General features: G+C 62.6%; 17 protein-coding genes and 1 pseudogene. 5 read left to right on the top strand and 13 right to left on the bottom strand.

The annotated features are described in order from the left end of the window. Positions 1-32: 32 nt before the first annotated feature. Both JMA46_RS03995 and JMA46_RS03990 read right to left on the bottom strand, forming a co-directional pair. Positions 33-902, bottom strand: a pseudogene (locus JMA46_RS03995) (MIP/aquaporin family protein). Positions 903-985: 83 nt separating this feature from the next. Next, complete coding sequence (locus JMA46_RS03990) at positions 986-2,704, bottom strand: glycerol-3-phosphate dehydrogenase/oxidase (protein WP_348770054.1); 1,719 nt, start codon at positions 2,702-2,704, stop codon at positions 986-988. 175 nt (positions 2,705-2,879) lie between these two features. On the opposite strand from JMA46_RS03990, the gene JMA46_RS03985 reads away from it, so the two are divergent. The 4 genes from JMA46_RS03985 (at position 2,880) to JMA46_RS03970 (ending at position 6,832) form a co-directional block, all read left to right on the top strand. Beyond that, positions 2,880-3,890, top strand: a complete 1,011-nt coding sequence (locus JMA46_RS03985) for a sugar-binding domain-containing protein (protein WP_207343998.1) — start codon at positions 2,880-2,882, stop codon at positions 3,888-3,890. A 107-nt stretch (positions 3,891-3,997) separates the two neighbouring features. Further along, positions 3,998-4,831: an aldo/keto reductase gene (locus JMA46_RS03980; RefSeq protein WP_207343997.1), complete on the top strand. Its 834-nt coding sequence runs from the start codon at positions 3,998-4,000 to the stop codon at positions 4,829-4,831. Position 4,832: 1 nt separating this feature from the next. Further along, positions 4,833-5,762: an alpha/beta hydrolase gene (locus JMA46_RS03975; protein ID WP_207343996.1), complete on the top strand. Its 930-nt coding sequence runs from the start codon at positions 4,833-4,835 to the stop codon at positions 5,760-5,762. A gap of 17 nt (positions 5,763-5,779) precedes the next feature. Next, on the top strand, positions 5,780-6,832 hold the full coding sequence (locus JMA46_RS03970) for a glycosyltransferase family 1 protein (protein WP_207344046.1): 1,053 nt from the start codon (positions 5,780-5,782) through the stop codon (positions 6,830-6,832). 39 nt (positions 6,833-6,871) lie between these two features. Here the strand turns inward: JMA46_RS03970 and JMA46_RS03965 are convergent, their stop codons facing one another. Together JMA46_RS03965 and JMA46_RS03960 are read right to left on the bottom strand one after the other, a co-directional pair. Beyond that, on the bottom strand, positions 6,872-7,474 hold the full coding sequence (locus JMA46_RS03965) for a sulfocyanin-like copper-binding protein (protein WP_207343995.1): 603 nt from the start codon (positions 7,472-7,474) through the stop codon (positions 6,872-6,874). Continuing rightward, positions 7,471-7,725, bottom strand: coding sequence for an SHOCT domain-containing protein (locus tag JMA46_RS03960; protein WP_207343994.1), 255 nt, complete (start codon positions 7,723-7,725; stop codon positions 7,471-7,473). Before JMA46_RS03960 ends, JMA46_RS03965 begins: the two co-directional genes overlap by 4 nt. 159 nt (positions 7,726-7,884) lie before the next feature. Between JMA46_RS03960 and JMA46_RS03955 the strand changes: the two genes are divergently transcribed. Further along, positions 7,885-8,274 (top strand): hypothetical protein, encoded by a 390-nt coding sequence (locus JMA46_RS03955; protein ID WP_207343993.1) that lies wholly within the window; start codon positions 7,885-7,887, stop codon positions 8,272-8,274. On the opposite strand, the gene JMA46_RS03950 is transcribed toward JMA46_RS03955, so the two are convergent. From JMA46_RS03950 to carA, 9 genes are all read right to left on the bottom strand, one after another. Then, positions 8,271-10,373 carry a primosomal protein N' gene (locus JMA46_RS03950; protein ID WP_207343992.1) on the bottom strand — a complete coding sequence of 701 codons (2,103 nt, stop codon included), beginning with the start codon at positions 10,371-10,373 and terminating at the stop codon, positions 8,271-8,273. The two genes, JMA46_RS03955 and JMA46_RS03950, sit on opposite strands and share 4 nt — an antisense overlap. A 150-nt stretch (positions 10,374-10,523) precedes the next feature. After that, positions 10,524-11,726, bottom strand: coding sequence for a methionine adenosyltransferase (gene metK, locus JMA46_RS03945; protein ID WP_207343991.1), 1,203 nt, complete (start codon positions 11,724-11,726; stop codon positions 10,524-10,526). 55 nt (positions 11,727-11,781) lie between these two features. Further along, positions 11,782-13,284 (bottom strand): bifunctional phosphopantothenoylcysteine decarboxylase/phosphopantothenate synthase, encoded by a 1,503-nt coding sequence (locus JMA46_RS03940; protein ID WP_247647034.1) that lies wholly within the window; start codon positions 13,282-13,284, stop codon positions 11,782-11,784. A gap of 28 nt (positions 13,285-13,312) precedes the next feature. Beyond that, positions 13,313-13,570, bottom strand: coding sequence for a DNA-directed RNA polymerase subunit omega (gene rpoZ / locus JMA46_RS03935; protein ID WP_207343989.1), 258 nt, complete (start codon positions 13,568-13,570; stop codon positions 13,313-13,315). A gap of 35 nt (positions 13,571-13,605) precedes the next feature. After that, a complete protein-coding gene (gene gmk, locus JMA46_RS03930) occupies positions 13,606-14,220 on the bottom strand; it encodes a guanylate kinase (RefSeq protein WP_348770050.1) in 615 nt (204 codons plus the stop codon). Then, positions 14,217-14,537, bottom strand: a complete 321-nt coding sequence (mihF, locus tag JMA46_RS03925; protein ID WP_207343988.1) for an integration host factor, actinobacterial type — start codon at positions 14,535-14,537, stop codon at positions 14,217-14,219. Before mihF ends, gmk begins: the two co-directional genes overlap by 4 nt. A 110-nt stretch (positions 14,538-14,647) precedes the next feature. Continuing rightward, positions 14,648-15,559 (bottom strand): orotidine-5'-phosphate decarboxylase, encoded by a 912-nt coding sequence (gene pyrF, locus JMA46_RS03920; RefSeq protein WP_207343987.1) that lies wholly within the window; start codon positions 15,557-15,559, stop codon positions 14,648-14,650. Next, a complete protein-coding gene (carB, locus tag JMA46_RS03915; protein ID WP_207343986.1) occupies positions 15,552-18,860 on the bottom strand; it encodes a carbamoyl-phosphate synthase large subunit in 3,309 nt (1,102 codons plus the stop codon). The genes pyrF and carB overlap by 8 nt, the downstream gene beginning before the upstream one ends. Next, positions 18,860-20,071 (bottom strand): glutamine-hydrolyzing carbamoyl-phosphate synthase small subunit, encoded by a 1,212-nt coding sequence (gene carA / locus JMA46_RS03910; RefSeq protein ID WP_207343985.1) that lies wholly within the window; start codon positions 20,069-20,071, stop codon positions 18,860-18,862. Before carA ends, carB begins: the two co-directional genes overlap by 1 nt. Positions 20,072-20,073 lie beyond the last annotated feature (2 nt).

Here is a 20,073-nt window from a genome sequence, read left to right as displayed (position 1 = left end):
CATGGGAAAGACTTGTCCTACAGGGTGCTGGATCAGCCAACTACCAGAGGCAGCCAAGCTGCACCAAAACCGCCCAGTGCGCCACCAACCAGGGGGCCCACCACGGGCACCCAGGAGTAGCTCCAGTCACTGGAGCCCTTGCCCTTGATGGGCAGCAGTGCGTGGGCAATGCGCGGGCCGAGGTCACGTGCCGGGTTAATGGCGTCTGGGGTATTCAGCTGACCGGACCTGAGCCCGGACCCAGCGCCAATACCCCCACATACTGTGCTCGTAGGTACTGATCTTCACATCATCTTGTGGCTAGTCCGGTCAAATGAATACCCCAGAATGGCGTAACCGGTGGGACCACCGAGGGAAGCACCGATGGCGACGACCAGCAGCGCAACAGGCAGCGGGCCGAGGCCCACAACCCCGCCACCAAAGTGCAGAATCACGAATACCAGAACAAAGGTGCCGATGATTTCCGTGGCAACGTTCCATCCGTAGCTGCGGATGGCAGGACCGGTTGAGAACACGCCCAGCTTGGTGGCCGCATCAGGCTCACCGTCAAAGTGCTGCTTGTAGGCGACCCAGCAGAGCACGGCACCGATGAATGCGCCGAGCATCTCCGCACCGAAGTACGTCATGGTTGAAGCGAATGACACCGCAACTCCCGGGGCGTATTCGGCTTTGCCGTTGGCCAACAGGCCAACCGTCACTGCGGGGTTGAGATGCGCCCCCGACTTCGCTGCGACAAACACACCCGACATGACGGCCAAGCCCCAGCCCCAGTTAACGAGGAGGAAACCGCCGGAATTACCCTTGGTTCCCTTCAGCGCAACGTTGGCCACCACGCCGCAACCCAAAAGGGTCAGCAGCGCGGTTCCTGCCACTTCGGACAGGAACACAATTCCAAGAGACATCTTTGACTCCGACTTTTTTGGTTATTGGTTGAAAGGCACACACGTTTGTGCGGCCCTCTTGAGACCGCTTTGCCCCGAGGGGCCTACGCCATCAAGCTTTGTACCTGGACACCGTGGAAACGGTCCAGAATTTCGATGCTGTGGCTGATTTCCTCAGCCACACGTGCCTCGTCCCAGCCCAACGGCTCCGCCAGCACGGCAGCCGTTTCAGCCAACAGCTCCCTCGTGACCAGGCCGCGGAAGGCCAGTGACGTGCGTCGGATCATGACGTCGATGAGGTGCCCCACCTGCTCGTTCTCAACCATGAATTCAACTTCGCGATCACTGAGTTCTCCCGTTGAGTCAAACACGGTGTCCTTGCCTTCCTTGAGGAACGCCAGCACGTCCTTGGCGCGTGTGCCATACCGGGTGAGCAGGACTCCGGCACGTGTGGCGTCCACAGTCTGGCTGGTGTGGGAGGAAATCCAGGTCTCCACCCCTTCGCTGGTTGCCGGGAAGTTCACGCCGCCGCCAATGGCCAGCTTTTCCGTGGACGTCTTCCGCTGCTTGCCCAGGATGGCCAGGACGTCGTTGGTCATGTGCGCCGAAAGTGCGCGGAAAGTGGTCCACTTCCCACCGACGAGACTGAGCACCGGCACTGACTTGCCGGCGATGGTGCGGTCTGCCCGTTCAATGCGGTAGTCGCGGGAGACGAAGCCGGGAGCTGTTTCGTCATGCCGGGGTAATGGCCGGACACCGGCGAAGCTGTACACAATGTCCTCGCGCGTCACCAGTACGTTGGGGAACACGTGCCCGATCAGGTCGAAGAAGTAGTCAATCTCGGCATCGGTGCAGACGGCGTCCTGAGCCATGTCCGCATTGACGTCGGTGGTGCCGACAAGGACCCTGTCCCCCATCGGATAGATCAGCACAATGCGACCGTCTGTGTGTTCGAAGAAAATCTCGCGGCCGTTGCATGCTGCCAGCAGTCCCGGGTGGTCCAGGACGATGTGGGATCCCTTGGTGCCGCCCATGAAGCGTGTTTCGGCACCCATGTCTGCATTGGTCATGTCCACCCAGGCGCCAGTGGTGTTGATGATGACGTCTGCGGTGAACATGAAGGATTCGCCCGTGAGCTGGTCGGTGAGTTCGACGCCGTCGTCCTTGACCGCGGTCACGGCAACATAGTTGGTGGGACGCGCCTGACCGGTGCCCTCCGAGGCACCACCTGCCTTCTCGCCATCCTGCAGCACGTCGAGCGTCAGACGCTCAGGGTTGTGCACGGAAGCGTCATAGTACGTGGCCGCGTACTTGATACCGGGGTGCAGCTGGGGCAGCTCCGACAGCGCCTTCTTGCGGGACTTGAAGTCGTGACGGGGTACAGTGCCGCCGTCGCGGGAGAAGAAGTCATACAGGGTCAAACCAACCTTGATCAAGAACGCGCCGCGCTCCTGGGGCTTGCCCTGCTTGTGCGTGAGGAAACGCATGGGGGCGCTGAGAATCCCGGAAAATGTGGAGAAGATGGGGATGGTGGTCTGTAGCGGCTTGACGTAGTGGGGCGCGATCTTCAGTAGCCCGTTGCGCTCCTCGACGGACTCCTTGACGAGGCGAAACTCACCATTTTCCAGGTACCGGATACCGCCGTGGATCATGTGGGACGATGCGCCGGAAGCACCCTGGCAGTAGTCCCCGCGTTCCACCAGTGCCACGTCGATGCCCTGCAATGCCAAGTCTCGGAACGTCCCGACACCGTTGATGCCGCCGCCAATGATCAATACCTGTGCGTGCGGGCGTGCTTTGAGCGCCTCAAGCTGTTCACGCACACCATGGCGCGGGGTCGTTGAATCATGATTTTTGTCAGCGTTGCCTATGTTCTTCACATCGACCTCATTCGAGTCCCGTTGGTTGCGCGCAGTGCGCCTATATCCATTATTGTTTGACCAGATGGAAAATATAGTCAACAGTGGTGCACGAATGTGCAGAATGGGGAGGGATGGCATGTCTTCACGCCGAACAAAACAGCAAGACACCCTCCGGGCTGCACAAATGTACTACTTGCAGGACCAGACCATGGACGCCATTGCCCGAGAACTCAGCACGTCCAGATCCACCGTTTCCAGGCTGCTGGCCGCCGCCCGGGAAACGGGATTGGTGCAAATTCAAATCAAGACCCCCTCCGACAGGGCACCGGAACTTGAACGGGTCATCCGCACGCGTCACCAGGTGGATGTGCACGTGGTGCCTGTCTCGGACATGCTCAATGAGGTTGAGGTCCTTGAACGGGTCAGTATGCAGGCCGCACGTACCATCGGCCCACTCGTGGACTCCAATGCGGTGATAGGCGTGGCCTGGGGCTCCACTGTGAGTACCGTAAGTCGACACCTGACCAGCAAGACCACCCACGGCAGCACCATTGTCCAACTCAACGGCGCCGGCAACACCCAAACCTCCGGCATCACTTACGCCTCCGAGATCATCCAGCGCTTTGGCACCGCCTACGGGGCCAAAGTGGAACAGTTCCCTGTGCCTGCTTTCTTTGACCACGCCGAAACGAAGAACATGATGTGGCGAGAACGCAGTGTTCGGCGCATCCTTGACCTGCAGGAACGCATGACCATTGCCATCTTTGGCGTGGGCTCCATGGATGCTGAGATCCCCAGCCACGTGTATTCCGGCGGGTACCTCGACACCACGGACCTCGACTCGCTGGAAGCCAGCGGGGTGGCAGGAGACGTGGCCACCGTGTTCTTCCGCTCCGACGGCACCGATGACGGCATTGTCCTCAACGACCGTTCCAGCGGACCCAGCCTGGAGAACCTGCGCAAGGTCCGGCGTCGGATCTGCGTGGTCTCCGGGCGCCGAAAGATCAGGGGCTTGCGCGGTGCGTTGGCGGCCGGGCTGGCCACGGACCTGATTCTGGACGAAGCCACAGCCCGGGAGTTGGTAGAGCAGGACAGCCACTCCTCTGACCCGATCTTTGGACTGCTGCACGGCTTGGACGGGCTGTAGGCATTTGGAGCAGGACAGCGACGCGCCGCACTTGGTGAGCCGCCGCGCCAAGGGGCAAAGCCATCAATGAAACAAGCCAATGGGTAAAAATGGGTAAAGTCGTATCCATGCATCGCTCCCCCAAATACACGCTCAACAACGGCGTCAGCATTGATGCCCTCGGCTACGGCGTCTACAAGGTCCCGGCGGAAGACTGCGCCGACCTTGTCGCCACGGCGCTGGACACCGGATACCGCACCATCGACACGGCCGCCCTGTACGGCAACGAAGCCGGTGTGGGCCAGGCCGTGAACCGCGCCGTGGCCGGTGGGCTGCCGCGCGAGGAGGTATTCGTCACCTCGAAGGTGTGGAACACCGAGCAAGGCTACGACTCCACCCTGGCTGCTTTTGACGCCAGCATGGACCAGCTGGGCCTGGACTACCTGGACATGTTCCTCATCCACTGGCCGTGCCCCGAGCGCGGACTGTTCATCCCCACATACAAGGCTCTGGAAACCCTGTACCAGCAGGGACGGGTGCGGGCCATCGGAGTAAGCAACTTTGAACCCGTCCACCTGAAGGCACTCCTTGATGCGTGCGAGGTGATTCCGGCTGTCAACCAGGTGGAGCTCCACCCGTGGCTGGCACAACGCGAACTGCTGGCACTGCACGCCGAGCTCGGCATTGCCACCCAGGCATGGAGCCCGCTGGCACGCGGCGCCATTTTGGCGGACCCTGCCCTGTTGGCGCTCGCAGCTGAACACGGGCGTTCCACGGCCCAAATAGTGCTGCGCTGGCATGTCCAGTCCGGCCACCTGGTGATTCCCAAGGCCAGTTCTGCGCAGCGGATCAGGGAAAACCTGAGTGTTTTCGACTTTTCCCTGACCGACGCCGACATGGCCCGGGTGGACGCCCTTGATCAGGGCCGGCGCTCAGGTTCCAACCCTAATCAGGTGAACTGAGTTGCCCACCAAGAGAAGTACGACGCCGGCACCCTCACCTCTCGCTGTTGACCTGGCCGCTCGCGTGGGCGTCCATGTGCTGGCGGTCTCGGGCACAGCCGTGCACTACTGGGACTACGCATCGGTGGACGGCCGGACGCCCACGCGCACTGTGGTGATGGTGCACGGATTCAGGGGCGACCATCACGGCCTGGAACGGGTGGTTGAGCTCCTGCCGGATTACCGGATCATCATGGCCGACCTGCCCGGCTTTGGCGCCAGCCCGGCATTCGCCCACGGAAAGCACGACATTCCCGGCTACGCCGCCTTCATGGATGACTTCCTGAAAGCTCTTGCATTGGGGCCCGACACGGTGCTGCTGGGCCATTCCTTCGGCTCGATCATCGTCAGTCACTTTGTCGCCAACAACCCCGGGCGCGTGCATCCGCTGATTTTGGTCAACCCCATCGCCTCCCCCGCCTTGGAGGGGCCCAAGGGGATCATGACCAAGCTCGCTGTTTTCTACTACTGGGCTGCGGCAAAGCTGCCAGGCACGCTCGGCAATGCGCTGCTGCGCAACAAACTGATAGTCCACCTCATGTCCGTCACCATGGCCAAAACACGTGACAAGGACTTGCTGGCCTTCATCCACGGCCAGCACCACGCCTACTTCAGCGACTTCGCCAACCGGGACATGCTCCTTGAAGCGTTCCAGGCCTCCGTCAGCGGCACCGTGCGTGAAGTGGCGCAGCGCCTGGCGCTGCCCACCCTGTTGATAGCCGGCGAACGGGATGAAATTGCCACGCTCCCCACCCAGCGGACCCTGGCAAAGCTGTTGCCCGATGCCGAACTGGTGGTTATCGACAACGTTGGGCACCTGATCCACTACGAGACACCCGAACCGGCCGCCGCCGCCATTATCGACTTCCTGGAAAGGCATCCCGCCCCGTGAGCAAGCCAAAGATCGTCATGGATGCCCGCTTCACCAGGATGGACCACCACGACGGCATCAGCCGCTACGGCGCGTCCCTCATGGCCGCCGTCGCTCCCTACGCGCAGGTGACCATGCTCATCCACGACGAACGCCAGTTGGCCCTGCTGCCTGCGCTGCCGTGGGTGAAGCTCAATTCCCCGCTTTCGCCGCTGGAGTTGTTGGTGGCCCGGCACGTGAACAAGCTCCATGCGGACCTGGTGTTCTGCCCCATGCAGACCATGGGCAGCTGGGGACGAAAATACCCGCTGGTGTTGACGCTGCACGACCTCATCTACTACGAGCACCCCGCCCCTCCCGGCTTCCTGCCAGCCCCGGTCAGGGTGCTGTGGCGCCTGTACCACAAGGCGTATTGGCCGCAGCGGATGTTGCTGAACAGGGCCAATGTGGTGGCTACCATTAGCCAGACCACCCTGGGGCTGATGCGCAAGCACAAGCTCACGAAGCGCCCCGTCAGGATCATTGGAAATGCGCCCCAGGGTGAGCGCACCCCGCGCGATCCTGGCGTCGCGCCGGAGAAGTCGCTGGCCTACATGGGATCCTTCATGCCGTATAAGAACGTTGAGACGCTCATTCGCAGCATGGGCGAGCTGCCGGACTTCACGCTGAACCTGCTCAGCCGCATCACCGCCGAACGCCGTGCCGAACTGGAGGAACTGATCCCCGCCGGGGCGAAAGTGGTGTTCCACAACGGTGTCACGGATGCCGAGTACGACGATTTGCTGCTGCGCACCACCGCCCTTGTCACGCTGAGCAAGGCAGAAGGCTATGGCCTGCCACTCGTTGAAGCCATGGCATTGGGCACGCCGGTGGTCGTGGCGGACACGGACATCTTCCGGGAAGTGGGCGGAGCGGCGGCACACTATGTCCCGGCCGATTCACCGCAGGAATTCGCCGCAGCCGTGCGCGCCTTGGATTCCCACGAAACGTGGGCTGCCAGTTCGACGGCGTCCGTGGCGCAGGCCGCAACCTTCAGCTGGGATGCCTCCGCACAGGAGCTGCTGGCGATCGCCGAGGACCTGCGAGGCTAGGGAATCCGCAGGGCCCGAGACTAGGGCTTTGCCAAGATGTCAGGTGACGGTGAGCTGGGTGTACATACCAGCACCGTAGTGGCCAGGGAGATTGCAGAGCAACTCATACCGGCCCGGTTTCAAGGTGATACTCACCCAGCTTGAGCCTCCGGGCAAAATTCCCTGGCCCGGACCTTCGGCGCAGTTGTTGGATGCCTCACCGAGGCTGCCCATTTCGTCGATCTTCCCGTCGCCGCCGATCGGGCGTGCGCCCACAATTTGGGCTTCAGGCAGGGGAAGAACGACCATTTCGTGGGTGATGCTTCCCCTGTTAGTTGCGAGGAACCACACAGTCCCGTGTGGAACAGTGGCGGGGTCAGCTTGCAGCCGCATTGTGCCGCCCATCATTATTGGTCCGCCACCGGTCATTGGTCCGCCACCGCCGCCCATCATTGGCCCGCCCATGTTCGTCAGGTTGACGTTCACTACCGTTCCAGAAAGTGTCGGCACCGCGCATGCCCCCACTGATAATCCTGGCCCACCGGCGGTGAATCCGCCTCTCAGCACACCTACCGTCACTAAAGACAAGCCGGCGAGTAGAAGAGTTGCCAGAATCCCGACGATCACCCACCCTCGGGCCGGCCACGCTCCAACGGATGTCATTCCGGTCGCCTCAGGGCGGCACGGCGGGCGAGGTATTCGGTTTCCTCGATCTCTCCGCGGGCGAAACGCTCCCGCAGAATACGCTCAGCCTCATCGTGCGAAGGGCCCCTACCGGGCGTTCCCTGACCGGGGTGTGGGCGTCGTAGAAGGACCACGATGACGGTAACCACCCCGCCCCAGAACAAAACCATCAGAACCGCCATCGCGATCCAGCCGATCATCCCCCCGCTGCCACCACTCCACCCGTACATGGTCAAACCTCCGTTTACTTGCAAAGGTAGCGCTCCTCACGCTCGGAAAATAGAGCCATAGGACCTTGCCCGACCACCTGGACTGACCTTTCAAAACATTCCTCACCACCAATGCCCCGGCCGGTGGACACTTTACCTAGAACGTGAAGCAGGATGTGCATGTTCATCTTGGAAGCAGTCGGCCATGCACTAGCCATAGCCGGTTCGATGGCATGGCAGATCCTGTGGCCACCCGTGCTCGGATTCACCCTGTCGGCTGTGATTCAAGCGATTGTCCGCAAGGAACGAATCGTTGCTATCGTGCACGATGACTCCCCCCGCTCCCTGACCATCGCAGCTGGACTTGGTCCCCAGCACCGACACCTCTCGATCAACGACGCCGGTATCAGCTGGAACTACACCACGTGGCTCAACATCGCTTTCATCGTCATCGGGCTGACCTTGCTGGCGGTGTTCTTCCGCAGCGGCTCCGGCAACATGCTCGAAATGATGGGTGGCTCATCCGACTCTGGACACGATCACACAGTCGGGGACCACACCGCGGACTAGAGCACGTCGAGGCCGTCGCAGCGCACCTGCACTGGCTTGCCTACCCTGCGGGCCGCGTTGGCGGCTTTCAACGAGCGCATGGCAGCGGTGATCCTGGCGGCTTCCGAGTAGGGGAAGAAGACGAGCGTGCGGTAGTCCGGCGCTTCGTCCGGATCATCCGACGGCGCACCTGAGAACGCACGTGGCAGGGGTGCCGGACCAATGACCCTGACACCGTGGGGCAGTTCAAGCTCGGTCACAAAAGCCTCTACATCGGCTTCCCGCCCGGTAAGGGCCGCGACTCTGACTGCCGGGGGCAGCTGCAACTCGTGGTGGAGTAAAAATTCCCGCTCGGCGTAGCCGGCCGGGTCCCAGCGCACCAGTGCGGCCACCTCCAATGAATCCTCAGCCGTGACCACCACAATGCCGCCGTCCTTGGCCGGACGCACCAGGGCGGCTGCGTTCATCCAGCGCCGCAGCGCCTCCTCCCCTGCCCGCAGCGTTTCACGGCGCAGCATGGAGTCCCCGTCAAGGAGCAGCGCCGCCGCATAGCCGTGTGCGGCCACGGGTTCAGCCCCGATGGTGGCCACCACGATGGCCGGTTTGTCCGGCACGGTGGTCTTGATGTGCTCGCCTGAGGAGGAGATGACGGGAACCGACGGGAATGCCCGCCCCAGCTCTTCAGCCGTACGCAAGGCTCCGACGGCGATGGCACGAAGTTCATGGAAACCGCAGGTGGGGCAGCTAAAGGCCGTCTCGGCCACCCCGCACCACTTGCACGTGACCATGATGGATGTGGAGCCGGCTGAGCGTGCCTGCATCAGCGGGCCGGTGCAGTGCCGGCAGCGGGCCACTTCGCGGCAGCGCTGGCAAGCCAGTGCCGGCGCATAGCCGGTGCGGGCCACCTGGACCAGGACGGGGCCGAACTTCACCGCTGCCTTGGCTGTTTCCCATGCCCTGTGCGGCAGGCGTGCCATGGCAGCGGCCGGGTCGCGTTCCATCTCGAAAGAGTCCGAGGTGCTGATGACCCGTGGTGTGGACTTGCGCACTGCTGGCCGGGCAGACACCAGTTCCTTGGCCCAGCCAGTGGCAACAAGGCGTTGGGATTGGCTGCTGCGGCTGTGGCCTGCCATGAGCACTGCCGTGTCCTCGATTTCCGAGCGCAGCAACAATACGTCGCGGCTGTGCTGGTAGGGGGCGCGGCGCTCCACGTGCAGTTCGTCGCCGTCGTCCCAGCAGCACACCAGACCCAGGTCGGCCACAGGGGCATAGGCCGCGGACCGGGTGCCGATGACGATCTTCACCTCCCCGGACAGGACTAGGAGGAAGTTCGCGTAGCGCAGGCTGGGTCCGTCGTCGGCCGTCAGCTTCAGATACGTCCCTGCCTCCAAAACAGACGCGAAAGCCTGCTCCAGCAGTTCAAGGTCACGCAGGTCCGGAACCACAACTATGGCGCCGCGGCCCGAGATCTGGCAGGATGCCACGGCCTGGGCCAGCTGGTGGTGCCAGGACTGCACGCCGAATCCTGCAAGGGATCCCAGCACGGCCTTCGGTGTCTCCCCCATGGCCAGGCGGGTCAGGAAATCCTCGGCATGGGCGTAGTCGGCGAAAGGCGACGCCTCAAGCCGCGGTATTGGCTCGTGCGGTGTGGCAGCCGTTGCGCGATCCCGACCCAGGAATACCTTTTCCAGGCTGGCTACCCGCGGCGGGACGGCGACGCGCAGCACATCCGCCACAGTGCCGCTGTAGCGCGCGGCAACTTTCCGGGCCAGCTCCAACACAGCCGGAGCCAGCACGGGAACCGCTGAATACACGCGGCCCAGCGGAACCAGCCGCTCGCTCTGGGACTCGGCAATCCGCGCCACGAGGTAGCCGTTGAGGTCCTGACCGGAAAACTTCACCCGCACCCGCACGCCGGGCTGGGCAACGGCGTCGAGCTCTTGGGGCACCGAGTAGTCAAAGATCCGATCAAGGTGCGGCAGCGGTGAATCAATGATGATCTGTGCCACGGGTAAATTTGCGGCGAGCACCACCCCGCTGTGCGGATCGGCAACCCGTTCCTTGGCCACGAAACCGCTCAACAGACTCAGTTGCACACCGTGGCTGGAATCCTCATCCATGGGCGCTCCTGTTCTCGTTGTGCGGCAAGCGTCGTGTCCGTTGTTCGGGCCTGAAACAAGCTAAGCACAGCCCACTGACAAAGGTGTCAGCGGGCTGTGCTTAGCTGTGGATAAAGCGGTTGCGGACAGAGTGTTGCTGAGCGCGGGGGCTCAGGCGTTGAAGAACGCCTTCAACGCGTCCACGCGGTCAAGGTTTTCCCACGTGAAGTCGGGATCGTCGCGGCCAAAGTGGCCGTGGGCTGCCGTCTTGGCGTAGATGGGCCGTAAAAGGTCCAGGCTGTCGATGATGGCCATGGGACGAAGATCGAACACGGCGGCAATGGCAGCCTCGATCTGGCGCGGGTCCACCGTCTCCGTGCCGAACGTCTCCACATATACGCCCACAGGACGGGCCACACCAATGGCGTAGCCAACCTGGACTTCGGCTCGGGCGGCCAGGCCTGCGGCAACTACATTCTTGGCCACCCAACGCATGGCGTAGGCTGCCGAGCGGTCCACCTTTGACGGGTCCTTGCCGGAGAATGCGCCGCCGCCGTGGCGGGCCATGCCGCCATACGTATCCACAATGATCTTGCGGCCGGTGAGGCCGGCGTCACCCACGGGACCGCCCACCACGAACGGTCCGGCCGGGTTGAGGTACGTTTTGATGTTGGAAACATCCAGTCCGGAGGCGTCCATGACGGGCGTGATGACGAATTCCTGCAAGTCGGCGCGCAACTTGTCCAGTTCCGTGCCTTCGGCGTGCTGGCTGGAGATCACCACGGTGTCCACGGAGACCGGCTTCTCGCCGTCGTAACCAATGGTCACCTGGGTCTTGCCGTCCGGGCGCAGGTACTCCAGCAGTCCGGACTTGCGCACCTTCGTGAGCCGTTCCGAGAGCCTGTGGGCGAGGAAGATGGGGGTGGGCATGAAGGAGGCCGTCTCATTGCTGGCGTAGCCGAACATGAGGCCCTGGTCTCCCGCACCCTGGGTATCGTATTTGTCCACGGCGGTGCCTTCACGGACCTCCAAGGCGTTGAACACACCGTCGGAAATGTCTTGGGACTGCTGCCCGATCGAGACCGAAACACCGCATCGTGCGCCGTCAAAGCCGTTGGCTGAGGAGTCGTAGCCGATGTCCAGGATGGTGTTGCGGACAATCTGCGGGATCTCCACATACGCGTTCGTCGTCACCTCGCCTGCCACATGCACCAACCCGGTCGTGGCCATGGTTTCCACCGCAACCCGGGAATTGGGATCTTCAGCCAGCAGCGCATCCAAAATGGCGTCGCTGATCTGATCACAAATTTTGTCGGGATGCCCGGCTGTCACGGATTCGGAGGTAAAAAGGCGCAAGGGGTTTAGTGAAGTCACGTATCTACTTTACTGGTCATTGTGCTGCTCACCTTTCGGCGGCAGACATGGATAGTCACACTGGGCGGGCTTTGCTGGCTGCCAATCGTTGGGCAATGAGATGCACGACGGCGTCTGCCACCTCGCGTTTACTACCACCGGCCTGCACGGGGGCGGCACCGTCGAGTGCCAGGATTTCGACCTGATTCTTGTCCTGGCCAAAGACGCGCTCGGACCCATTTTCCCCGGGCCCCACCTCATTGACCACGAGCAGATCGCAACCCTTGCGAACGAGCTTTGCCTGGGCGTAACTGTGTGCATCACCTTGCTCGTCGCCGGTCTCTGCGGCAAATCCGACAATGAGCTGGCGCTGGTTCTGGGCGGCGCGGTGTGCCACCAATTCCACGAGGATGTCCGGGTTGCGCACCAGTTCGATGACGGGGTCGGGCACATTGTCACGTTTCTTAATCTTGCCGGTGGACATGCTCGCCGGCCGGAAGTCAGCGACAGCTGCTGCCATGATGACGACGTCGGCACTGGCCGCCGCTGCCAACGCGGCAGAGCGCAGCTCACGGGCCGTCTCAATGCGCTGCCGCTTGACCCCAACAGGGGCGGGCACCTCCAACGGTGCATGAATCAGCGTCACAATGGCACCTGCAGCCAGGGCGGCCTCAGCCAACGCCACACCTTGCTTCCCGGATGACTTGTTGCCGAGATAGCGCACAGGATCCAGGGGTTCGCGCGTACCGCCTGCCGTAATGAGCACCCTTTTGCCGAACAGGATGCCTGGTTCTGCGGACTTGAGTGCCGACACCGGATCGGCGGTGTGAGCAGGCTCGTCCGTCAAGGCAGCATCAGGGACTTCCGCAGCAGAAGGTGCTCGTTCGGAGGAAGACTCTGCGTCGGCTGTGGGCGCCCGGCTGGCGGATAGTTCCCTTGTGTCAGCGGCTGCTGGGGAGCCAGCGTCCTGAACCTCAGCGTCCTGTTGCACAGCTGCCGGTGCGTCTTGGCCTTCGGCAAGTACGTCTGTGGCAAGTACGTCTGTGGCAAGTGCGCCCTCGACAAGAGCCAAGGCGGCGGCGAAGATCTCCTCCGGCTCAGGCAGCCGGCCAGGGCCGGTGTCCGGACCTGTCAAACGGCCCACGGCGGGCTCCAGCACGTGGATGCCGCGACCACGAAGGGTGGCAACATTAGCTGCCGTCGACGCGTGCCGCCACATTTCCGTATGCATGGCAGGGGCAAAGAGGACGGGTCCTCGCGCCATGAGCAGCGTGGTGGTCAAGAGGTCATTGGCGTGGCCGCCCGCGGCCTTCGCCATGAGATCCGCAGTGGCCGGAGCCACCACGATCAGATCTGCTTCATGGCCAATCCGGACATGGTTGACCTGGTCAACGGCGTCAAAGACGTCGTTGGTGACGGGATGCCCGCTGAGGGCCTCCCATGTGGCTACGCCCACAAAGCGTGTGGACGCTTCGGTGGGGATGACCGTGACCTTGTGGCCAGCCTCCGTAAAGAGGCGCAGCAGCAAGGCAGATTTGTAGGCGGCGATGCCGCCGCCAACCCCCAAAACAATGTTCAGCACGTTCATCCCCCGCGAAAAACGCTGGTTACGCGGCTTCGATGGGTGTGGAGACCAGCAGGCCTTCGTTGATTTCACGGAAGGCGATGGAAAGCGACTTCTCGTTCAACTTCGTGTCCACCAAGGGGCCCACATATTCGAACAGGCCCTCATGGAGCTGTGCGTAGTAGGCGTTGATCTGGCGTGCACGCTTTGCACCAAAGATGACCAATCCGTACTTCGAATCGGCTGCTTCAAGCAGTGAATCGATGGGGGGATTGATGATGCCTTCGGGTTGTGTTGTCAATTGCTTCTCCAAAATTCGTAAAGGGTGTTGCGGTTTTAATCAAGGTGATGGGGGGTGAGCCCCATCAAGTCAACCAGCGCCGCTGCTGCACGGCTGACTTGGTCATTGACAATGACGTAGTCAAACTCTGTGGCAGCAGCAAGTTCCAGTTTAGCTGTTTCCAGGCGGCGATGCTGTTCCTCGGCGCTTTCTGTGCCGCGTCCCACCAAACGGCGGACTAATTCCTCCCACGTGGGCGGGGCCAGGAACACGAAGTCAGCTTCCGGCATGGCGGCTTTGACCTGCCGGGCGCCCTGCAGGTCAATTTCCAGCAGCACCGACTTGCCAGCTGCGACAGCGGCTTCGACGGTGCTGCGCAACGTCCCATAGCGGTTGACACCGTGGACCACGGCCCACTCGAGCAGGTCCCCGCTGGCCTCCAAAGAGTCAAACTCGTGGGCAGACTTGAAGAAGTAGTGAACCCCTTCGTCCTCCCCGGGCCGGGCTTTGCGGGTCGTTGCCGACACCGAAAGCCACACCTCCGGGTAGTTGTCGCGAATAAACGTGGAGACTGTTCCCTTGCCCACGGCGGTGGGCCCGGCCAGCACTGTCACCCCGCTGCGCGGCTTGGTGCGGGCCGTGTTTTCGCTCGGCACTTCAACTCCGCTCACTGCTTGTGCCCCAGGTAGTCCACGAGGGCCCGGCGCTGGTGCACGCCCAGGCCACGCACTCGGCGCGTTGGGGCTATCCCCAGCTCGCTCATGATCACAGTTGCACGTACCTTTCCAATGCCCGGGAGGGCTTCGAGTAATTCACACACTTTGAGTCTGTCCAGGGCAGCTTCACCGGCGGCCGCCAAAAGTACGGCCGCGACACTGGTTTTCCCTGTTTTAAGGTCTTGTTTTGCCTGGGATCGCAAGGTCCTGGCAGCAATGGCCTTCGTACGTGCGTCTGCGCGTTCTTCTTGGGACAGATGCGGCAAATTCACGGAAGCTCCCCTGCTGATGGCTGTCCCCGGTGCGGGTTCACGGCTCAGTAATCCTTCGAACCTATCCGCACCGGGGACGCAAATCAATCTGTCGCGGCAGCAACCAAAGGCTACAAGCCCTGCAGAGTCTCCTGCGTGGCCACCCGCAGCTGTGCCACGCCAGGACCGGCGGCCAGGATACCGCGGCTGGAGGTGGCCAGCACTGCCGGATAGGCAGCACCGAAGGTGGCACGCATGTCCGCACCGGTGGCGCCTTGGGCACCCAGACCCGGGGCGAGCAACGGACCGTGGACGGCAGCCAAATCAATGCCCAGCTCAGTCAGCGCGTTGCCCACGGTGGCACCGACCACCAGTCCCACCGAGCCGAGAGCTACCTCGGCCCAGCGCTGGTTTTCGACGGCGGCCGCCTCCACAATGCGTTTGGCGACCGATTCGGCACCACCCACATGTTGGACGGAGGCACCTTCCGGGTTGGACGTCAGGGCAAGGACAAAAACGCCCCTGCCATTGGCAGCCGCAAGGTCAAGGGCCGGACGCAGTGATTCAAAACCCAGGTAAGGGCTCAGTGTCACTGAATCGGCGGCCAGTGCCGAACCGTCACGCAGCCACGCGTCGGCATAGCCGGCCATGGTGGAACCAATGTCCCCGCGCTTGGCGTCGGCGATGGTGAGCACCTTGGCTGCCGAGGCGGCGGCCAGCAGTTCCTCCAGCACAGCCAGGCCGGCAGAGCCGTGGCGCTCATAGAGCGCCACTTGTGGCTTGATGGCTGCCGCCAAGGGTTCCACGGCCTCCAGTACTGTCTGCGAGAACGTGCGCAAACCCTGAACCGAGTCCGTAAGTCCCCACGCTGCCAGCAGGGCCGGGTGCGGGTCGATCCCCACACACAGCGGTCCACGGGCAAGCATGGCGGCGGCAAGACGGGCGCCGAATCCCCTGATCGCTCCCCCGTCTTGCAAGCTCACGGCGGGACCTCCGCGATCGGGGACACCGGCGCTGCCGTTGTTGTCCACCTTCTCAGGCATTCTGTGCTGCCAGACCCGCTGCCAGCACCACGGCGTGTTCTTGCAGGCTGGTGACATCCCATTCGTAGGAGCGCAGCGCCTCCATCGCCTGGACGGCTACATTGAACTCGGCCACCGTGGTGATGCAGGGCCGTCCATTGGACACGGCAGCGGCACGGATCTCGTAGCCGTCGCCACGGGCCTGACCACCGGACGGGGTGTTGAAGATCATGTCGATCTCACCGTCATTGATCAGGTCGACAATGCTCCGGTCACCCGAAGCTGTGCCTTCCTGGCTGATTTTGCGCACCGTGGTGGAGGCAATGCCGTTGCGTCGCAGCACGTCGGCCGTGCCTCCGGTGGCCACGATCTTGTAGTCAAGGTCCACCAGGCGCTTGACCGCCATGATGATGGAGCGCTTGTCACGGTTGGCAACAGAGACGAACACCGTGCCGGAGACGGGAAGGGCGCCATTGGCGGCCGCCTGGCTCTTGGCGAAGGCCGTATCAAAGTGCTTGTCGATGCCCATGACCTCGCCGGTGGAGCGCATTTCCGGCCCGAGCAGGGAGTCAACCACGTGGCCTTCCGGGGTGCGGAAGCGGTTGAAGGGAAGCACGGCTTCCTTCACGGCAACAGGAGCGTTGTCAGGCAGGTTTCCGCCGTCACCAACCTCAGGGAGGATGTGGTGGACGCTGCGCAGGTGCGCGATGGACACGCCAACGCCGATCAGAGCCGCCGCCTTGGCCATTTGCACGCCGGTTGCCTTGGAGACAAACGGCACCGTGCGGGAGGCACGCGGGTTGGCTTCAAGCACGTACAGGATGTCCGCAGCCAGGGCGAACTGGATGTTGATCAGCCCGCGCACTCCAACGCCTTCGGCAATGGCGCGCGTTGCCGCGCGGACACGCTCCTGCACGTCCTTGCCCAGGGTGATGGGGGGAAGCACGCAGGCGGAGTCGCCCGAGTGAATACCGGCCTCTTCAATGTGCTCCATGATGCCGCCAAGGTACATGTCCTTGCCGTCGAAGAGGGCGTCAACGTCGATCTCGATGGCGTCTTCCAGGAACCGGTCGATCAGCACCGGGTGGGCCTCGGTGATCTCGGTCGCGTTCTTGATGTAGCGCGAGAGGTTCGGTTCGTCGTACACGATCTCCATGCCGCGGCCACCCAATACGTAGGACGGGCGCACCAGCACGGGGTAGCCGATCTCGTCGGCGATCTTCTTGGCGTCGTTGAACGAGACGGCCGTGCCGTTCTTGGGTGCAATCAGACCGGCCTCATCGAGCACACGGGAGAACATGCCGCGGTGCTCAGCCAAATCGATCGCCTCAGGGGATGTACCCAGGATGGGCACGCCGGCGTCGGCCAGTTCCTGCGCCAGCTTCAACGGTGTCTGGCCACCGAGCTGGACAAACACGCCCATGACGCCGCCGGTGCGATCTTCGGCCGCGATGATCTCAAGGACGTCCTCAAGGGTCAGCGGTTCAAAGTACAGGCGGGTGGAGACGTCGTAGTCGGTGGAAACGGTTTCCGGGTTGCAGTTGACCATGACGGTCTCGTAGCCGGCCTTGCGCAGTGCCATGGAGGCGTGGACGCAGGAGTAGTCGAACTCGATGCCCTGGCCAATGCGGTTCGGTCCGGAGCCAAGGATGATGACCGAAGGCTTTTCGTGCAGTGCCAGCTCATCTTCCTCGTCGTAGGAGGAGTAGTGGTAGGGGGTGTAGGCAGCAAACTCGGCCGCACAGGTGTCCACCGTCTTGTAGACGGGGCGGATGTTCAGCGCCTGACGGACGCCGCGCACTACAGCCTCGGAGTTGTGCGTCAACGCACCGATCTGCACGTCGGAGAAGCCGTGGCGCTTGGCCAACTTCAACATTTCCGGGCTCAGCGAGGTGGATTGGCGGATGGTTGCAGAGACCTCGTTCAGCAGGACCAGCTGGTCAAGGAACCAGGGGTCGATCCCCGTCGCGGCGTAGAGCTGCTCCACGGTGGCACCACCCAAGAGGGCACGCTGCACCTGGGACAGGCGTTCGGTGGTGGGGCGCTTGGATGCTTCGATGAGCTCCGGTACGTCAAGTTCGTTGACGCTGCTGAAGTCAAGGCTGGCACCCTTTTGCTCCAATGAGCGCAAGGCCTTCTGCAGGGCTTCGGTGAAGTTACGGCCCATCGACATGGCCTCGCCGACACTCTTCATGGTGGTGGTCAGGGTGGGATCCGCCGCCGGGAACTTCTCAAAGGCGAACCGCGGAACCTTCACCACGACGTAGTCCAGGGCCGGCTCAAAGGAGGCCGGGGTCTTCTGGGTGATGTCGTTGGGGATTTCATCCAGCGTGTAGCCCAGGGACAACTTCGTGGCGATCTTGGCGATGGCGAAGCCGGTGGCCTTGGAAGCCAGTGCCGACGAGCGTGAAACGCGCGGGTTCATCTCAATGACGACGACGCGCCCCGTGTCAGGCTCAATGGCGAACTGGATGTTGCAACCACCGGTGTCAACGCCTACCTCGCGGATGATGGCGATGGAAATGTCGCGCAGGTTCTGGTATTCGCGGTCAGTCAACGTCATGGCCGGGGCCACGGTGATGGAGTCACCCGTATGGACACCCACCGGGTCAAAGTTCTCGATGGAGCAGACAACGACGACGTTATCGTTCTTGTCGCGCATCATCTCCAGCTCGTATTCCTTCCAGCCGAGGATGCTTTCTTCCAGCAAAACCTCGGTGGTGGGGCTGTACTGCAGTCCCTGACCCACAATGCGTTTCAGGTCCGACGGCGTGTAGGCCAGGCCGGAGCCGAGCCCGCCCATGGTGAAGGAGGGGCGCACCACCATCGGGTAGCCGAGGTCTTCGGCGGCGGCGAAAGCCTCTTCCAGGGTGTGGATGATGAAGCTGCGTGCCGATTCGGCACCGCAACGCTCTACAACGCCCTTGAACTTTTCGCGGTCTTCGCCGAGTTCGATCGCGGCGATGTTCGCACCGATCAGTTCCACGTTGTACTTTTCCAACACGCCGTTCTTATCCAGCGCGATGGCCGTGTTCAACGCTGTCTGACCACCGAGGGTGGGCAGGATGGCGTCGGGGCGCTCCTTGGCGATGATCTTCTCCACCACTTCGGGGGTGATGGGCTCAACGTAGGTTGCGTCAGCGAACTCGGGGTCCGTCATGATGGTGGCGGGGTTGGAGTTGACGAGGATGACCCGCAGGCCCTCCTCCTTCAAAACACGCAGCGCCTGGGTCCCTGAATAGTCAAACTCGGCAGCCTGTCCGATGACGATCGGGCCGGAGCCAATGACCAGAACTGATTTAAGATCTTCCCTCTTCGGCATTACTTATCTTCCTGGCTCTGTGTGGTCTGACTCTGTGTGTTCTTGCGCTGTGCACTCTTGTAGTCGGTCATGAGTTTGATGAACCTGTCAAACAGGTAGGCGGCGTCGTGCGGTCCAGCCGCAGCTTCGGGGTGGTACTGCACTGAGAATGCGGGCACATCCATGCAGGAGAGGCCTTCGACAACCTGATCGTTGAGGCTGATGTGACTGACCTGCACCTTGCCGAAACGTTCCTCCGGCGCCTGGGTGGGCCCGTCAAGGGGTGCGTCGACAGCGAAGCCGTGGTTCTGGCTGGTGATCTCCACTTTGCCTGTGCTGCGGTCCAGCACCGGCTGGTTCATGCCGCGGTGGCCGTAGCGCAGCTTGTACGTGCCGAAGCCCAGGGCGCGGCCCAGGATCTGGTTGCCGAAGCAAATGCCAAAGTACGGCACGCCGGCTTCAAGGAAGCTGCGCACAAAGGAAACCTGGCTGTCGGCCGTGGCGGGGTCGCCCGGGCCGTTGGAGATGAACACACCATCGGGGTTCAGCGCCTGTGCCTCTTCAAACGTGGCAGTGGCTGGCAGGACGTGCAGGCGCACGCCGCGCTCGGCAAAGCGCGCCGGGGTCATGGCCTTCATGCCCAAGTCCAGAGCCACGATGTTGAACAGGGTCTCCCCCGTCCAGCCGTGCTCGGCAGGTTCGACGACGTAGGCCTCCTTGCAGCTGACTTCCTCGGCCAGGCGCAGGCCGGCCATGGCGGGCTGTGCCAGCACGTCGGCGAGCAGGTCCGCTTCGGGGCGGGAGGCGTCGGCTCCGGAGAAGATACCGGCCTTCATGGAACCGCGCTCGCGCAGGTGCCGGGTGATCGCGCGGGTGTCAACACCCTGGATGCCAACGACGCCTTGGGAGGAAAGCTCGTCGTCGAGCGTTCCCTCGCTGCGCCAGTTGGAGGGGCGGCGAGCGGCGTCGCGCACAATGTAGCCGGCAGCCCAGATGCGGTCCGACTCGTTGTCAGCCTTGTTCACGCCGGTGTTGCCGATGTGCGGGGCCGTCTGAACGATGAGCTGGCGGGCGTAGGAAGGGTCCGTCAGGGTTTCCTGGTAGCCGGTCATGCCGGTGGTGAAGACCGCTTCACCCAGGGCGGTGCCCTGTGCCCCGTAGCTGCTGCCACGGAAAGTGCGGCCGTCTTCCAAGATTAAAAGTGCCTGTGCAGGCATGGTTGTTTCACTCATTC

It is taken from the genome of Arthrobacter sp. E3, assembly GCF_017353415.1.
Taxonomy (GTDB): domain Bacteria; phylum Actinomycetota; class Actinomycetes; order Actinomycetales; family Micrococcaceae; genus Specibacter.
Note: the sequence above shows the minus strand (reverse complement) of the source record. Positions and strands in the feature narration are given on the sequence as shown.

What these genes read in the sequence shown, in the direction of transcription:
- JMA46_RS03985 (WP_207343998.1), top strand. Translation starts at nt 2,880, where the DNA reads ATGTCTTCACGCCGAACAAAACAGCAAGACACCCTCCGGGCTGCACAA.
- JMA46_RS03980 (WP_207343997.1), top strand. Translation starts at nt 3,998, where the DNA reads ATGCATCGCTCCCCCAAATACACGCTCAACAACGGCGTCAGCATTGAT.
- JMA46_RS03970 (WP_207344046.1), top strand. Translation starts at nt 5,780, where the DNA reads ATGGATGCCCGCTTCACCAGGATGGACCACCACGACGGCATCAGCCGC.
- JMA46_RS03965 (WP_207343995.1), bottom strand. Translation starts at nt 7,474, where the DNA reads ATGACATCCGTTGGAGCGTGGCCGGCCCGAGGGTGGGTGATCGTCGGG.
- JMA46_RS03960 (WP_207343994.1), bottom strand. Translation starts at nt 7,725, where the DNA reads ATGTACGGGTGGAGTGGTGGCAGCGGGGGGATGATCGGCTGGATCGCG.
- JMA46_RS03955 (WP_207343993.1), top strand. Translation starts at nt 7,885, where the DNA reads ATGTTCATCTTGGAAGCAGTCGGCCATGCACTAGCCATAGCCGGTTCG.
- JMA46_RS03950 (WP_207343992.1), bottom strand. Translation starts at nt 10,373, where the DNA reads ATGGATGAGGATTCCAGCCACGGTGTGCAACTGAGTCTGTTGAGCGGT.
- pyrF (WP_207343987.1), bottom strand. Translation starts at nt 15,559, where the DNA reads ATGCCTGAGAAGGTGGACAACAACGGCAGCGCCGGTGTCCCCGATCGC.
- carB (WP_207343986.1), bottom strand. Translation starts at nt 18,860, where the DNA reads ATGCCGAAGAGGGAAGATCTTAAATCAGTTCTGGTCATTGGCTCCGGC.
- carA (WP_207343985.1), bottom strand. Translation starts at nt 20,071, where the DNA reads ATGAGTGAAACAACCATGCCTGCACAGGCACTTTTAATCTTGGAAGAC.